This window comes from Tropicibacter alexandrii (assembly GCF_003667315.2).
In the GTDB taxonomy this organism is placed as follows: domain Bacteria; phylum Pseudomonadota; class Alphaproteobacteria; order Rhodobacterales; family Rhodobacteraceae; genus Tropicibacter; species Tropicibacter alexandrii.
Map to the genome: position 1 here is coordinate 292213 of NZ_RCTZ02000002.1, position 14758 is coordinate 306970.

Here is a 14758-nt window from a genome sequence, read left to right on the forward strand (position 1 = left end):
TATGGCATCGCAGATTTCTGGCAACTTGGTGGCCATTCCGCCCTTGGTTCGACCCATCGCACCGACAGGGGGCAGAATTCAACTCAGATTGACGGTATGGCCGGAGGCCTTCGCCGGTGCCAGTGTCACCAGCGGCTGATGGTTCTTGCGGTGTCGTTGAGCCAGTTGTTGACCCTTGCGGCCGCCGATGCATTTGCGGGCAGGTCTGGGAAGTTCGGTCACATACATCAACTCGGGAAACAGCCTCAGGACATCGGCGCGCGCTTCCGGGCCAAGCGACTGCATTGCCACCGGACCTGTAAAAAGGCTCTCGGTCGGGGCGCCATTGGCGTAGATGATCTCGTGCTGGTCGAACAGCAGATGGAAATATTCGACCTCGTCCTCGTCCTGAACGATCTCGACCTCATCAAGGTCAAGAAGATGCTTGGCTGCGACCAGAACTTCGCCGACCGCGAACATCCGCTTCACGATGGACGACTGCACCAGTATCCTGTGCTGAGGGGACACACAGAAGTCCTGAAGCGGTACGCGCTCGCCGAGGGATTTGGCCCGAATGCGGATCGGGCGAAGCTGCGGCGCGGCCTGCAGTTCGGCTTGGGTCACCTTGCGCCGACCGACCCACCGAAGCGGCTGACACCCGTGATCGAGTGTGACCACCATATCCCCCGGCGCGAGGTCCTCGACCGCGGTGGGACCCTGATCGGTTTCGATAAGGGCCCCGCGAGCAAAACATATGAGACTGCTGTAAGCCACTTGGGGCTCCGAGTCCGGGGTGGAGCCAAAGAGCGTGGGCACGTCGTAGCTGACATTGTAGGTGACGCCCGGATCGATCGGGCGTTCGGACGCAAAGCCGACCACCGTGTTCCCGAAAAGGAATGTCGTCCCTGTCATGGCATAGATGCGAAAGGACTCTCCTGTGCCGGGGTCTGTCAGGGTATAGGCATATTCGGGTTCGATCCCGCCATCGAGATTGAACAACGTAGTCGCCGTGGACGAGACTTGGGCCGTCAACAGGGTGACATCGCCATCCTCGAACATGAGGTCGTCGTCATTGATCGTAATGACCTGACCGTTCAGGTTGCCGAATGTAACGGTCGCTCCGTCGGCATCAGGGTCGCCGTCCGTACCAAATGGGAAAAAGCTCGCCTCCGGAGAGGACAGCCAGTTGGTCGCCGAATATTGGGTGATGCTATTGGTGTTATACAGTAATAGGTCAAAGCTTGGCACAGGGTTCCCCCTCGTACAGTGTTACGTCGCAAGCCGCGCGAACCTCGGCACGTCCTTCGGCTTTTGGACTCCACAAAACCGGCTAATCATCCGTTTTTTCTGGTTTTTTTTGTGGCTTTTTCGGGAATTCGGTGTCCTGCGTGCAGTCTTAATACGGCAAAACGTTTAACAGGTTGCTGAAATGGTCCAATCTGGACAACGATTTGAGACCACGGTTCCTCGTGTGTGCGGATACGCGGGGGATCGGGCTGGCGCGACTTGCCCCTTTCACGACCGTCGACCATGCGCCGGATTTGCAGGCCGGGTCGCGCATCGTGCTCGCTTTCCGGTCTGGGCACTTCCGGCTTCGGTGACGTTCCTGTACGGCTATCGTCATGAGTTCCGTGCAGCAAAAGACGGTCCGCTCGGTCGAGCGCACCTTGCAGATCCTCGAACTGATGAACCGCGCGCCGGTGGTGCGCGTGCAGCACCTCGTGCAAGAGACGGGCCTGCCCGCCCCGACGGTCGTGCGCCTGCTGGAGACTCTCATGAGCGCGGGCTATGTCAGCAAGATCGGGCGGCAGGCCGGGTATTGCGTGACCGAGAAGGTCGCGGCGCTGGGGGCCGGGCATCATGGGTTGCCGCAGGTTTTCGACGTGGCGCGCGAGGCGGCAGAATCCCTGACCCGCCGTACGCTGTGGCCGACGGCGCTGGCGACCTTGGATGTGGATGCGCTGGTGATCCGTTTCAGCACCATCCCGATGAGCCCCTTGTCGCATTACCAGTCGACGATCAACCGCCGGATGACGCTGCTGGATTACGCCCATGGGCGCGCCTATCTCGGCTTCTGTCCCAAGGAAGAGCGCGCCCATCTCGTGGCCTTGCTCCAGCAATCGGCGGCAACTCCGGAGGAGGCAGAGGCCATCACGCAGCGCGCGGAGGCGGTCGTGGCGCTGACCCGGGCGAGCGGCTTTGGCGAGCGTACCGGCAACATCCAGCCCGAGACGCATTCCATCGCCGTGCCGCTGCGGCTGGGGGCCAAGCTGGTCGGCACGCTGGGGATCACCTATTTTGCCCGCGCCAATGTCGATGTGGCGGCGCTGAAGGCCGAATTGCGCGCCGCCGCAGAGGCCTGCGAAAAGGGCGAAACCTACCTGTGAGCGCCGGCATCCTCGGTGTAGACGGTGCGCGCGCGGTCGTCATCCTTGCCAGAGGCGATGAGGCGCGGTTCGGCCTGCCGAATATGGGCGAGATAGGCCAGGGCAGAGGCGGCAAGCGTCGCGTCATCGCATTCGCGCGCGCCGGTCAGGGTGAAGGGCGGCAGATAGTGCATGCCCGTATGAACCGCCATCAGTTCAAAGGGCACGGTGACCTCGTCCAGCGTGCGGCCATAGCGACCGTCCGGCTGGTAGTCGCGGCCGTTCGACCCGGTTGAAACCGCGATGCCCAGCGTCTTGAGCCGCAGCGCCCGTCCGCCGGGACCGTAGGCCCAGCCGCGTTTCATGATCTCGGTCTGCCAGACCGACAGAAGCGGTGGCCAGGAATACCATGTCAGGGGAAATTGCAGCACGATGCGGTCGTGATCGCTGACCAACTGCCGCTCGGCCTCGCCGTCGATCTGCCCATCGGGGTAACGCGCGTAAAGGTCGTGCAGCGTGATGTCGTTCTCATCAAGGACGGCCTCGGCCCAGCGGCGGCTGATGCGGCTGCGGCTCATGTCGGGGTGGGCAAGAATGACGAGTGCTCGGGTCATGGGGGTCTCCGTTTCTGCCTGTCGTGGCAGCGCCCGCACGCCCACTCAAGCGCGCGCCCGCCCAATTCCGCAGCGTGGAACAAGCCCGCGTTTCCCGTGCGCCGCGCGGGCCGTCATGCGAGTTGGAAGACCACCGCAGACAACTCGCAAGGCCCCCCATGTTCGATGACAGCGATCCGCGCAAGGCACTGACCTCCATGTCGAAAGAGCGCAGTTTCTCCGGCCCGTTCTGCGGCCCGGAACTGGGCAATTTCAGTCAGGAGCCCCCACAGCAGACGGGCGACGGCTGGCAGGCGTGGATGATGCGCGGCACAAACCTCGTGGTGCGGCTGGTCCGCCTGAACGGCACCGCCACCTTTGCCCGGACAGGGCAGATGGACGAATACATGGTGTTTTCGACCGACGCCGGTATCCGTTTTGACATCGAAACGGCGGAGGGCACGGTCACCGATCATCCGGGCAACCACCTGTTTGTCGTCCCGCCGGGCGACAGCACCGTGACCGTGCGTGGCACCGGGCAGGTGAGTTTCCTCTACACCACACGCTCTGCCGACCTCGTGGCGCACTGTGCCAACCCGACGATCCCAACCAATCCGAACATCCCGCCGTTCCAGCCGTGGCCCGATCCGGTGGGTGGCTTTCGCCTGCGTGCCTATGATCTCGACGTGGCCGAGCAGCCGGGGCGTTTTGGCCGCATCTTCCGCTGTACGACGATGATGGTGAACGTGCTGCCGTGTTTCACCGCGCCGCGCGATGCCACGAAGGTTTCGCCGCATTACCACGCCAGCTTCGAGCAGGTCAGCCTGACGCTGGAGGGGGATTTCGAACATTTCCTGCGGTGGCCGTGGACCTCCGACATGGCCGAGTGGCGGCCTGACATGCACATCCGTTGCGCCAGCCCGTCGGTGACCGTGTTGCCGCCGCCCGCGATCCATACGACGCTGTGGACCTCGGAGGTGACGCAGATCGTCGACATCTTCTCGCCGCCGCGCATGGATTTCTCGACCAAAGACGGATGGGTGCTGAACGCCGCCGATTACCCGATCGCGCAGACCGGGATCGAGTAACCCTAATCCGCGATGTCCCCCAGCGCGGGCATCGAGGCGATGACGATGGTGTCATGCGCGATCGGCGGCAGGGCGGGCAGGGGGCGGCGTGACAGGTCGCGCGCTGTGGCCTGCGACATGCCGAAGGCCATCAGGATGTGTTCGGAGATCTGCTCGGGGTAGTCGTCGGGGGTCGTGCCGCTGGTGATCGACACCATGGCCGCCGCGACCGCGCCCATGAGGATGTCCCGCCCGATCTCTGCCGTGGGGATGTGGAACAGGCCTTCGTCCACGCCGCGCCGGATCGTCACCAGCGAATTGTGCCAGACCACCTCGCCAAAGGTATGCCCCGGCGCGCTGGAGTGGATCATCGCCCAGCCCCAAGCGGGGTTCTTTTCCGCTGCGTGCAGATAATAGCGGATGGCGACGGCGCTTTGTTCGGCGGCGTTTTCCAGGGCGCCGAACATGTGATGCACGGCCCGGTCGAATTCGCCGGTCATCTCTTCGAGCAACTGGTAGCGCAGCGCTTCGAGATCGTCGAAGTGGTTGTAGAAGGTGCCCCGCGCCACGCCCGCCGCCTTGCAGATGTCCTCGATCCGGACGATGCGCCCATCCGCGCGCCCGTAGCAGGCGAAGGCCGCGGTCAAAATCGTGTTGCGCGACTTTGCCCGCCGCGCGGCCCCGATCTCGGCACGGCGACCGTTCCGCGCCGTGCGGTAGCCCATGCGGACAATGGCCTCGTCGGCGTTTTCGGTGTTTTCTGACATGCGCGAAACAGGGCCTCTGACAGTGGATTTCGACGGACAGCGTCCGAGATATGCCGCAGCAGCAGCGCCGGGGCCACCCCGAAGCTGCACCGCCGCGCCAATTCCACGCTGCGAAATTAGTAAAATGACTATTTGTTCAAATTACAATCTGGCGTAGGCTTTGGACATGGCAGCTGAGAGGCAGCCAGCAACGAGGGCCCGGGAGAGCCCGAAGGGAGGACGACGACATGATCACACGACAACGACCGGGCTAAGCCATCCGGCGGCGCGATACCGCGCCCTCACCCGACAATTCCGTGACCAACACCGCAGCGCGTGAAACGCACCCCTCCGGGTGCGGCGGCGGCTGTCTGTCTGGTCTCCGGCAGGGCTCTGCGCCTGCCGTCATGCGGCCCCGACACGGTGGCCGTCCCGAACAGTTTTGACAAAGAGAAGGATCACATCATGGGGATCAACCGTATCGACCACGCCGCCATCAGGGTTGGCGATCTTGGCCGCGCGCTTGCCTGGTACGAGGACGTGCTGGGCCTGACGGTGCTGTCGCGCGACGCCGACACCGTCCACCTTGCCTGCCGTGGTCAGGCCGCCGACATCACGCTGGTCAAGGGCACGCAATCGCTGGAGAATTTCACCTTTGGCGTCGATGACCTAGAGGATCTCGACCGGGTCGAGAGCATCCTGAAGACCGAAGGCGTGGCCACCGAGCGTCTGAATGGCGACAGCCGTCCGGGCGAGGGCGCGACGCTGAAATTCCACCTGCCCTCGGGCCACGAATTGCGGCTGTGCACTGGCGGGGCGGAGCGCCGCGCGGGCATCTCGGACTTCGACGCCAAGGGCTCTCATATCCCCACCGACATGGACCACATCAACCTGCTGGGCGAAGTCGATCCGGCGGTGATGCGCGATTTCTTGATGATGATCGGCTTCAAGTCCTCCCTGAACATTTCCGTGGGCGGGCAGTTGGCGGGCATCTGGCTGCGCGGGTCGGCCTATGACCATGACATCGCCTACATGCGGGCGGTGCGGCCCTCGGACCGGCTGCATCACGTGGCCTTTGCGGTGGAGGACGGCAATCACTATTTCCGCCTGTCGGACCGGCTGCTGGAAACCGGCCATCGCTGGGAATTCGGGCCGGGGCGGCACAATGCGGGTCTGGGCAAATCCACCGGCTTTGGCACCAACAACTACGCCTATGCCTTCGATCCCTTCGGCAACCGCAACGAGTTCTCGTCGGGGATGGAGCAATTCGCCGACGATGCGACCCCGCTCGACGTGGACATTGCACCCGAACAGCTTGCGGACGTGATGAACGGTTGGGGCTACGAGATGGCCGAGACCTTCATGACGGTGGGATCGTGAGCCTGTCGGCGGAAACCTTCCTGGCGGCGCAGGATCTTGTCCTGCGCTTCTGGGCGGTGGTGGACGAGGTGGACGACACGCCCGGCGCGGACCTGTTCACCCCCGAAGGCGCGCTGGCGATCGAGAGCTTTCGGGCCGAGGGCACGGCAGAACTGTCCCGCTACTTCGCTGCCCGTCGCACCCTTTCGACCGAGCGGCAGCGCAGCACCCGGCATCTGTGTACCAACCTGCGGGCGCTGCCCGGCGCGGGCACAAGGCTTGCCGCGACGGTCACGGTGTTTTCCGGCACGGGTGCGCACCCCTTGCCGTTGCAAGCGCCATCCTCGCTGGCGGACTTCACCTTTGACTGCGTCGCGACGCCGGACGGCTGGCGTTTTCGCGAAGTGCGGGGCGTGCTGATCTTTGCCGGGGCCGACACACCCGACCTGAAGAAAGCCGCGCAGGCCGCCAAGGGAGTCCCGGCATGAAGCAGGTTGCACTTGTCCACGGCTGGGGCGGCTCTTACGCCGCCACATGGCAGGCCGATGGCTGGGACGCGGCGCTGCGCGATGCCGGGTTCGAGCCGGTCGGCGTGAACATCGCAGGCCACGGCCCGCAGGGCGGTCCGCATGATCCACAGGCCTATGCCGACCTTGCCAGCGACCTTGCCGGGAAACTGCCCACCGGGTTGCACGGGGCCATCGGGTTTTCGCTCGGGACCAAGCTGCTGCTGGAACTGGAGGCGCGCTATCCCGGTGCGCAGGGCAAGCTGGCGCTGGGCGGGATCGGCGACAACCTCTTTGCCCCCGAGGCTGCCGGTCCGGCCATCGTCGCGGCGCTGCGCGGCGAAACGGCGGACCACCCGCCGCAGGTTGCAGCCCTTTTGGCCTATGCGACCAAAAGCGGATCGGACCCGGCCTGTCTGGCTGCCGTGCTGGAACGGCCCGCCAACCCGGTTCTGACCGAGGCGCGGCTCGCCGCCGCGACGGCGCCGATCCTGATCTTCAACAGCCGCAACGACACGGTTGCCCAGCCCGACGCGCGGCTCGTCGCGGCGCTGCCGGGCGCCACGCATCAGCTGATCGATGGCCCCGGCCATGTCGGCCTGACCGCCGATGCCCGCTTTCGGGACGCGGCCATCGCGTTCCTTTCGAACTGACATCCACAGGGAGGAGACCACCCATGTTCGACGACACAACCCCGATGATCGACCGCGTTCGCGCGGTCCTGCCCCAGATCAAGGCCAACGCCCCCAAGGCCGAAGCGGACCGCATGGTCCCGGCGGAAAACATCGACCTGCTCAAGGGCACCGGCCTGCACCGGGCCTTTCAGCCAAAGGCCTATGGCGGGCTGGAAATGCCGGTGCCGGACTTCGAGAACTGCATCGCGCTGATCGCCACGGCCTGCGGATCGACCGCTTGGGCATTCTCGCTGCTGGCGGAGCACGCGCACCAGATCGCGCTTTATTCCAAGACCTTGCAGGACGAGATCTGGGGCGAGGACCCGGACACCTTGTCCTCGTCTTCTATCGCGCCCTATGGACAGGCGACCGAAGTCGAGGGCGGCGTGCGCTTTTCCGGCGAATTCGGCTGGTCGTCGGGCTGCGATCACGCGACTTGGGCGATCCTCGGGTTCCTGCGCGACGACGCGGAACTGGGCAAGGTCTACAGCTTTGCCATCGTTCCGCGCAGCGACTACGAGATCAAGGACAACTGGTACACCGCCGGGATGCGCGGCACCGGGTCGAAGACGCTGGTGGTCAAGGATGCCTTCGTGCCCGAGCACCGCATCGAAAGCGTGCCCGCGCTGATGACCCTGACCTCGGCGGGCGGCGCGCTGTACCCTGACAGCCAGATCTATCACGTGCCCTTCATCTATGTCTTTGCCAGCTGTTTCTCGGCGGTCAGCCTCGGCATCGCCGAGCGCATGATCGAGCTTTATACCGAACGCACGCAGGGCCGGGTGCGCGCCTATACCGGCGCGAAGGTTGGCCAGTCGATCCCGGCCTGCATGCGTCTGGCTGAAAGCACCCACCAAGTGGCCGCTGGCCGGGCCTTTCTGGAAAAGACATGGGCCGAGATGCGCGACCATGCCGAACGACGCGACTATCCGACCGAGACACAGATGGCCTTCTGGCGGACCAATCAGGCCTATGCGGTCAAGATGTTCGTGGCGGCGGTCGACCGCCTGTTCGAGGCCTCGGGCGGGTCGGCATGGTTCGACGATGCCGAGGCGCAGCGCCTGTTCCGCAACAGCCACATGACTGCGGCACATGCCTATACCGATTACGACATCTGCGCGCAGATCCTCGGACGCGCGCTGATGGGTCTGGAGCCCGATCCCGCGCTCTTCTGATCCATCTCCGGCCCGCTTCGCCCACCGGGGCGGGCCGCTTTTCCCTGTCAGATCATCCCACCCCACTGGAGGTCCCCCATGGCCAGCATGAACTTCCCCGCCGAGAGCGGGTTCGATCCGCGTGCCTTTCGCGCGGCGCTCGGGTGCTTTGCCACCGGTGTCACCGTGATCACCGCGCAGGCACTGGGCCAGCGCGCCGGCGTCACCGCAAACAGCTTCAACTCGCTGTCTCTTACACCGCCATTGATCCTGTGGAGCCTGCACAAGACCTCGTCGAGCTATCCCGTCTTCGAGGCCGCAACCCATTTCGCGGTAAACATCCTCGCCCATGACCAGATCGACCTGTCGAACCATTTCGCCCGCCGCAGCGACGACAAGTTCGCCGGGATCGACGCCATCGAAGGGCAGGGCGGATGCCTGCTGCTGCCCGAGACCTGCGCCACGATCCAATGCGCCCGCGAGAACACCCTCGATGGCGGCGACCACTGGATCCTGATCGGCCGCGTCACCGGGTTCGAGACCTCGGACAGCGCGCCGCTGCTGTACCACAGGGGCCAATACTCGCTGGCGCAGCCCCATCCGCAAGTGGCCGCCGAGTAAGCTCCCGCGTTCCCATCTTCGAAAAACTCAGGGAGGAGACCCTATGAAGACGACGTATACTTTCGGCGCCGCTGCGGTGGCGCTGGCCATGGCGGTCGCACCGGCGCACGCCATCGATGTGGGACCGGCGGATTACACGATCCTGCCGGGGGGCACGACGCTGGGCATGCTCTACTGGCAGCACCTGTCTTCGGACAAGCTGACGGTCAATGGCAACCAGATCCCCGGGTCCAATTTTGATGCCGACATCGCCATCCTGCGCAGCCTGAACTATTTCACGCTGGGAGACATGCCTGCCGCGTTCCACGTGGTTGCGCCGTTTGCCAGCATCGGCACCGCGAATATCGGGACGATCAAGCAGAGCACCTCCGAAGGGGTGGGGGACACGACGCTGGGCCTGACCCTCTGGCCGGTGCAGCCGGACAACCCGGATACCGGCACCACGCTGGGATTTTCGCTTTTCGTGACCTTGCCCACCGGGGCCTATGATCCGGCCCGGATCGGCATCGGCGAGGGCACCTACACCATCACGCCGCAGGTCGGCCTGATCCAAGGGCTTGGCGGCGGCTTCTATTTCGATGGTGTGCTGGACGTGGCCCTGCAACAGGATCACGAGGAGAACAGCCAGACATATGAACGCGCTCCGGCATGGCAGCTTCAGGCAATGCTGCGCAAGCAGTGGGGGCCTACGACGTCGCTCGCCATCGGCTATTCCGGCCAGCGCGGCGGGGCACAGAAGGTCAACGGGGTCGAGACCGGCCTGAAGGCGCATCGCGATCAGGCGCGCATCTATGGCACGCATTTCCTCACCCCCACGACCCAGATTCAGGCCATGTATGGCAAGGATTTCAATGTCGAAGGCGGCTTTGAATACGATAGCGTCGTGCAATTGCGCCTTGTGCAGGTGTTTTGATCCCATCCACGGCCCGGGGCGATCCGGGCCGATCCAATCCAAAGGACACCCCGTGCCCCGGACTTCGAACAAGACCATCATTTCCTGCGCCGTGACCGGCTCCATCCACACGCCATCCATGTCGCCCTACCTGCCGGTGACCGCCGATCAGATCGCGGAGAGCGCCATTGCCGCCGCCGAGGCGGGGGCCGCCGTCTTGCACCTGCACGCCCGCGTGCCCGAGACCGGCGCGCCCAGTCAGGACCCGGCGCATTACGCCGCCTTCCTGCCGCGCATCCATGCCGCCACCGATGCCATCGTGAACATCACAACCGGTGGCGGGCTGGGCATGTCGATGGAGACCCGCATTGCCCCCGCGCTGCAAGCCGCGCCGGAACTGGCCTCGCTCAACATGGGGTCGTTCAACTTCAACATCTCGGCGGCTGAAAAGGCCTGTCGCGATCCGCAGTCGTGGGAGGTCGACTACCTGCGCGGCACCCGCGACCTCATCATGTCCAACACCTTCACCCAGATCGAGACGGTGCTGGCCAAGCTGTCCGAAACCGGCACCCGGTTCGAGTTCGAATGCTACGACACCGGCCATCTGTATAACCTCGCGCATTTCGCGGATCGGGGGCTGGTGAAGCCGCCGTTCTTCGTGCAGGCGATCTTTGGCGTGACGGGGGCGCAGGGCACCGATCCGGAAAACCTCATGCACATGCGCGCCACGGCGCAGCGGCTTTTCGGCGACGATCACCTGCTGTCGGTGCTGGGCGCGGGCCGGTCGCAATTCCCGCTGGTGACCATGGGGGCGATCCTTGGCGGGCATGTCCGCGTCGGGCTGGAGGACAACCTCTATATCGCCAAGGGCCAGTTGGCGGAAAGCAATGCGCAGATGGTCACCAATATCCGACACATCCTTGAGGATCTGGGCCACGAGATCGCCACACCGGACGAAGCCCGCGCAATGCTCGGGACCAAGGGCCGGGACAAGGTGTCCTTCGGATGAGGGCCGGTTTTCGCGCCCGCCTGCGCGCGCCCGAACCGATGCTCGGCACCTTTCTCAAGATCCCCTCGACCCAGCCTGCCGAAATCCTTGGCTCTTTGGGCTTTGACGTCGTGGTGATCGACGAGGAACACGCGCCGCTGAGCCCGGAAACGACCGATGCCATCCTGCTGGCCTGCCGGGCGCATCGCATGGCGGGGCTGGTGCGGGTGCGTCAGCCGGGTGATATCCTGCGCGTGCTGGACAGCGGTGCCGACGGCGTGCTGGTGCCGCATGTGACCTCTGCCGCTGTCGCCCGCGAGATCGTTGCACTTGCGCGCTATGCAGGGGCGCGCGGGCTTTCCCCCACAACCCGCGCAGGCGCGTTCGGCGGTGTGCCCGTGGCGGACCATATGGCGGCGCAGGACGCGCGCAGCGCCGTCATCGCGATGATCGAAGACGCCGAAGCCCTCGACCGGATCGACGAGATCGTGGCGACAGAGGGGCTCGACGCGATCTTCATCGGTCGCGCCGACCTTGGGGCCAGCATGGGCGCGGCGGCAAAAGAGGGCGGGCTCGACCGCGCGGTTGCGCATCTGCTGGCGGCGGCGAAATCCGCCGCTCTGCCCGCCCTCGTGCTTGCAGCCGACCGCGCCGACGTGACTGCGATGCGCGATTTGGGGGCGACCGGTTTCCTGACCGGCTCCGATCAGGGCTTTTTGAGAAGCGCTGCAAACGCCGCGCGTCCCCGGCTGTTCGAGTGACCGGGCTGCGGGCACCCGAAGCGGGCATGACCGACCGCCGCCTGACATTGCGGCGGCCGGGTGCCCGGGCCTGTCCGGTCGTCAGTCCGGTGCCTCGACGAGGATCTTCACATGGGATTTCTCGGCCACCAGTGCCTCGAACCCCTCGTCCACGATGTCATCCAGCGCGATCCGTTTCGTCACCAGTTGCTCGGCGCTGAAATAGCCTTGGGTCATCAGCGCCATCACCGCCGGGTAAACGTTTCGATAGGCGATGGTGCCCTGCAACTGGCGTTCCTTCAGGACGGCCGTGTTGGGCTGAAACGACGCCTCGCTTTCCCAGATCGACACGATCAGAACCTGCCCTTCGTGGCGGGTGGCGTCGATGCATTGCGGGAGGACCTGCGGCACGCCCGTCACTTCGAAGGCCACGTGAACGCCGCCCGTGGCCTCGCGGATCGACGCGACCGCATCCGTCGCCATCGGGTCGATGGCCGAGGTCGCGCCCAGATCCAGCGCCTTTTGCCGCCGCACCTCCGAGGGTTCGACCACGTGAATTTCGGACGCCCCGGCCACGCGCAGCGATTCCACGACCAGCAACCCGATTGGTCCCGCGCCGAACACCGCCGCCTTGTCGCCTGCCTTGATCTTGGACAGGCGCACGGCGTGCAGGGCCACGGCGGCCGGTTCGACCAGCGCGCCCTGTTCCATGGACAGATCATCGGGCATCTTGTGGACCATGCGTGCGGGCACGACGCTGTGCGTGGCAAACCCGCCATGCCCGCCGGACAGGCCGACAAAGCCGAGGCTGTCACAGAGGTTGTACTTGCCTTCCAGACAGGCCGGGCAGTCGCCACAGGCAAAGATCGGCTCGATGGCGACGCGGTCGCCCACGGCAAGGCCGGTGACGCCTTCGCCCAACTCGGAGACGGTGCCGCAATATTCGTGCCCCATGGTGATCGGGGCCTTGTCATGGCTCAGGGGGTGGACTTCGTCCACGGGGACGAAGATCGGCCCGGCGAGGTATTCGTGCAGGTCGCTGCCGCAGATGCCGGTCCAAGCGACCTTGACCTTGACCTCGCCCTTGCCGGGCGTGGGATCGGCGATATCTTCGACGCGAATATCCTTCACGCCATGCCAACGTGCTGCTTTCATGAAACTTCTCCGATGTCAGTCAAAAGGATGCGCCCGGCGGAGGAGTTGCCGGGCGCAAGGGTGTGCTGACGCAAGGCACACCCGATCGATGCATCACGAAAGGTGATGCACCTCTTGCAGGCCGTAGACGGGGGTTTCGATCCCTTCCATCCGGGCCTTCAGTTGCAGCGCAAGATACAGCGAGTAATGCCGCGACTGGTGCAGGTTGCCGCCGTGGAACCACAGGTTTTCCTGCTGGGTCGGCTTCCACATGTTGCGCTGCTCGCCCTCCCACGGGCCGGGGTCCTTGGTGGTGTCGGACCCAAGCCCCCAGACCTTGCCGACCTTGTCCGCGACGTCTTGGGAAATCAGGTCGGCGGCCCAGCCGTTCATCGAGCCATAGCCCGTCGCCATCACCACCAGATCGGCGTCCAGATGCGTGCCGTCCGACAGCACCACGCCGGTTTCGTCGAAATGGTCGACCTGACCTTTGACCAGCTTCACCTCGCCGTCGATGATCAACTGGCTGGCACCCACGTCGATGTAATAGCCCGAGCCGCGCCGCAGGTATTTCATGAACAGGCCCGACCCGTCGTCGCCCCAATCCAGATCGAAGCCTGCCTTTTCAAGCCCGGCATAGAACTCGGCATCGCGCTCGCGCATCTGATCATAGAGCGGGATCTGGAATTCGTGCATGATCCGGTAGGGCAGCGAGGCAAAGATCATGTCGGCCTTTTCCGTGGTCACGCCATTGGCCACCGCCTCTTCGGAGTATAGCGCGCCCAGCCCGATATCCATCAAGGTATCCGAGCGCACGATATGGGTGCTGCTGCGCTGCACCATCGTCACATCGGCATCCGCCTCCCAAAGCGCGGCGCAGATGTCATGGGCAGAGTTGTTGGACCCCACGACAACCACCTTCTTGCCGGTCCACGCGTCAGGCCCCTCGTGCTGCGAGGAATGCTGGATCGTGCCTTTGAACGTGTCCATTCCGGGGAAGTCGGGCATGTTGGGCTTGCCGGACATGCCCGTGGCGAGCACCAGTTGGGTGGGGCACAGCGTGACCTCTTCGCCGTCGCGGTTGACCTTGACCGTCCAAGTGCCGCTGGCCTCGTCATACTGGGCGCTTTGCACCTCGGAGCGGGTCCAATAGTTGATCTCCATCACCTTGGTATACATTTCCAGCCAATCGCCGACCTTGTCTTTGGGCGTGAAGACGGGCCAGTTGTCGGGGAACTTGATGTAGGGCAGGTGGTCGTACCAGATCGGGTCATGCAGGCAGAGCGACTTGTAGCGAGAGCGCCACTGGTCGCCGGGCCGGTCGTGTTTGTCGAGAACGATGGTCGGAACACCCAGCTGCCGCAGCCGCGCGCCCAACGCGATGCCGCCCTGACCGCCGCCGACGATCACCGTGTAGGGCTGTTCGCTATAGCCTAGCTCGGAGGCCTCGGCCTCGCGCTTTTCCTTCCACGACTTGCGGTTCTTGGCAGCACCGTGTTCGGCGCCCATCGGGCGGCGCTTGCCCCGGTTCTCCTCATGGCCCTTCAATTCCTGAAGCGCGGTCAGCAGCGTCCAGATCCGCCCGTCCTTCAGGCGCAGCAGGCCCCAGCCATTGCCCACGGCGGTTTCGAAGGTGATCCAAGCGGTGACGACGCCGCCATCCTCCGACGGGATCTCGCCGTCCTGAATGGCGAATGCGCGCGGCTTGGTGTGTTTCAACTGCGCCGTCAGCATGTCCTGCACCCCGGACGGCCCCTCTACCGTCTTCAGGTTCCATGTGACGGCAACCAGATCGCGCCAGTAACTGTCGGTGGCAAACAGCGCGCTTGCGGCCTGTGCGTCGCCTTCCTCCAAGGCGGCGTTCAGGCTGTCGAGCATGTCCTGCACTTGCGCCGTAACTGTCGAGTCGAGCATTGCGTTTCCTCCTCATCAGCAATGT

15 protein-coding genes are annotated in these 14758 nt (G+C 64.6%); 10 read left to right on the top strand and 5 right to left on the bottom strand.

The genetic code is table 11. The features are described from left to right. Positions 1-78 precede the first annotated feature (78 nt). Complete coding sequence (locus D8Z78_RS04010) at positions 79-1227, bottom strand: Hint domain-containing protein (protein WP_240671987.1); 1149 nt, start codon at positions 1225-1227, stop codon at positions 79-81. Between the two features lie 374 nt (positions 1228-1601). Here D8Z78_RS04010 and D8Z78_RS04015 point away from each other — a divergent pair, with 374 nt between their 5' ends. Further along, on the top strand, positions 1602-2366 hold the full coding sequence (locus D8Z78_RS04015) for a DNA-binding transcriptional regulator (protein ID WP_121629009.1): 765 nt from the start codon (positions 1602-1604) through the stop codon (positions 2364-2366). On the opposite strand, the gene D8Z78_RS04020 is transcribed toward D8Z78_RS04015, so the two are convergent. Next, complete coding sequence (locus D8Z78_RS04020) at positions 2357-2959, bottom strand: NAD(P)H-dependent oxidoreductase (protein WP_121629008.1); 603 nt, start codon at positions 2957-2959, stop codon at positions 2357-2359. The two genes, D8Z78_RS04015 and D8Z78_RS04020, sit on opposite strands and share 10 nt — an antisense overlap. Before the next feature lie 158 nt (positions 2960-3117). On the opposite strand from D8Z78_RS04020, the gene D8Z78_RS04025 reads away from it, so the two are divergent. Further along, positions 3118-4026 (top strand): hypothetical protein, encoded by a 909-nt coding sequence (locus D8Z78_RS04025; RefSeq protein WP_121629007.1) that lies wholly within the window; start codon positions 3118-3120, stop codon positions 4024-4026. 2 nt (positions 4027-4028) lie between these two features. Here the strand turns inward: D8Z78_RS04025 and D8Z78_RS04030 are convergent, their stop codons facing one another. Then, entirely contained in the window at positions 4029-4772 is a 744-nt protein-coding gene (locus D8Z78_RS04030; RefSeq protein ID WP_121629006.1) for a TetR/AcrR family transcriptional regulator, read from the bottom strand. Between the two features lie 444 nt (positions 4773-5216). Between D8Z78_RS04030 and D8Z78_RS04035 the strand changes: the two genes are divergently transcribed. From D8Z78_RS04035 to D8Z78_RS04070, 8 genes are all read left to right on the top strand, one after another. After that, positions 5217-6131, top strand: coding sequence for a VOC family protein (locus D8Z78_RS04035; RefSeq protein WP_121629005.1), 915 nt, complete (start codon positions 5217-5219; stop codon positions 6129-6131). Continuing rightward, entirely contained in the window at positions 6128-6598 is a 471-nt protein-coding gene (locus tag D8Z78_RS04040; RefSeq protein WP_121629004.1) for a nuclear transport factor 2 family protein, read from the top strand. The genes D8Z78_RS04035 and D8Z78_RS04040 overlap by 4 nt, the downstream gene beginning before the upstream one ends. Then, complete coding sequence (locus tag D8Z78_RS04045) at positions 6595-7269, top strand: alpha/beta fold hydrolase (RefSeq protein WP_121629003.1); 675 nt, start codon at positions 6595-6597, stop codon at positions 7267-7269. Before D8Z78_RS04040 ends, D8Z78_RS04045 begins: the two co-directional genes overlap by 4 nt. Positions 7270-7292: 23 nt before the next feature. Beyond that, complete coding sequence (locus D8Z78_RS04050) at positions 7293-8465, top strand: p-hydroxyphenylacetate 3-hydroxylase oxygenase component (RefSeq protein ID WP_121629002.1); 1173 nt, start codon at positions 7293-7295, stop codon at positions 8463-8465. Between the two features lie 78 nt (positions 8466-8543). Then, on the top strand, positions 8544-9065 hold the full coding sequence (locus D8Z78_RS04055) for a flavin reductase family protein (protein WP_164932877.1): 522 nt from the start codon (positions 8544-8546) through the stop codon (positions 9063-9065). 43 nt (positions 9066-9108) lie between these two features. Continuing rightward, positions 9109-9978 (top strand): transporter, encoded by an 870-nt coding sequence (locus D8Z78_RS04060; protein WP_121629001.1) that lies wholly within the window; start codon positions 9109-9111, stop codon positions 9976-9978. A gap of 52 nt (positions 9979-10030) precedes the next feature. Then, the gene (kce, locus tag D8Z78_RS04065; RefSeq protein ID WP_121629000.1) at positions 10031-10966 is read left to right on the top strand and encodes a 3,5-dioxohexanoate:acetyl-CoA acetone transferase; all 936 of its coding nucleotides are present in this window, start codon (positions 10031-10033) and stop codon (positions 10964-10966) included. Continuing rightward, on the top strand, positions 10963-11706 hold the full coding sequence (locus D8Z78_RS04070) for an HpcH/HpaI aldolase family protein (protein ID WP_121628999.1): 744 nt from the start codon (positions 10963-10965) through the stop codon (positions 11704-11706). The genes kce and D8Z78_RS04070 overlap by 4 nt, the downstream gene beginning before the upstream one ends. 81 nt (positions 11707-11787) lie before the next feature. On the opposite strand, the gene D8Z78_RS04075 is transcribed toward D8Z78_RS04070, so the two are convergent. Then, positions 11788-12840, bottom strand: a complete 1053-nt coding sequence (locus D8Z78_RS04075) for a 2,3-butanediol dehydrogenase (RefSeq protein WP_121628998.1) — start codon at positions 12838-12840, stop codon at positions 11788-11790. A gap of 93 nt (positions 12841-12933) precedes the next feature. Continuing rightward, entirely contained in the window at positions 12934-14733 is a 1800-nt protein-coding gene (locus D8Z78_RS04080) for an NAD(P)/FAD-dependent oxidoreductase (protein ID WP_121628997.1), read from the bottom strand. Between the last annotated feature and the right edge of the window lie 25 nt (positions 14734-14758).

Bases quoted from the DNA above. Each gene is read 5' to 3' on its own strand.
- D8Z78_RS04030 (WP_121629006.1), bottom strand. From the start codon at position 4,772: ATGTCAGAAAACACCGAAAACGCCGACGAGGCCATTGTCCGCATGGGC.
- D8Z78_RS04025 (WP_121629007.1), top strand. From the start codon at position 3,118: ATGTTCGATGACAGCGATCCGCGCAAGGCACTGACCTCCATGTCGAAA.
- D8Z78_RS04080 (WP_121628997.1), bottom strand. From the start codon at position 14,733: ATGCTCGACTCGACAGTTACGGCGCAAGTGCAGGACATGCTCGACAGC.
- D8Z78_RS04045 (WP_121629003.1), top strand. From the start codon at position 6,595: ATGAAGCAGGTTGCACTTGTCCACGGCTGGGGCGGCTCTTACGCCGCC.
- D8Z78_RS04055 (WP_164932877.1), top strand. From the start codon at position 8,544: ATGGCCAGCATGAACTTCCCCGCCGAGAGCGGGTTCGATCCGCGTGCC.
- D8Z78_RS04015 (WP_121629009.1), top strand. From the start codon at position 1,602: ATGAGTTCCGTGCAGCAAAAGACGGTCCGCTCGGTCGAGCGCACCTTG.
- D8Z78_RS04050 (WP_121629002.1), top strand. From the start codon at position 7,293: ATGTTCGACGACACAACCCCGATGATCGACCGCGTTCGCGCGGTCCTG.
- D8Z78_RS04020 (WP_121629008.1), bottom strand. From the start codon at position 2,959: ATGACCCGAGCACTCGTCATTCTTGCCCACCCCGACATGAGCCGCAGC.
- D8Z78_RS04060 (WP_121629001.1), top strand. From the start codon at position 9,109: ATGAAGACGACGTATACTTTCGGCGCCGCTGCGGTGGCGCTGGCCATG.
- D8Z78_RS04070 (WP_121628999.1), top strand. From the start codon at position 10,963: ATGAGGGCCGGTTTTCGCGCCCGCCTGCGCGCGCCCGAACCGATGCTC.
- D8Z78_RS04035 (WP_121629005.1), top strand. From the start codon at position 5,217: ATGGGGATCAACCGTATCGACCACGCCGCCATCAGGGTTGGCGATCTT.
- D8Z78_RS04075 (WP_121628998.1), bottom strand. From the start codon at position 12,840: ATGAAAGCAGCACGTTGGCATGGCGTGAAGGATATTCGCGTCGAAGAT.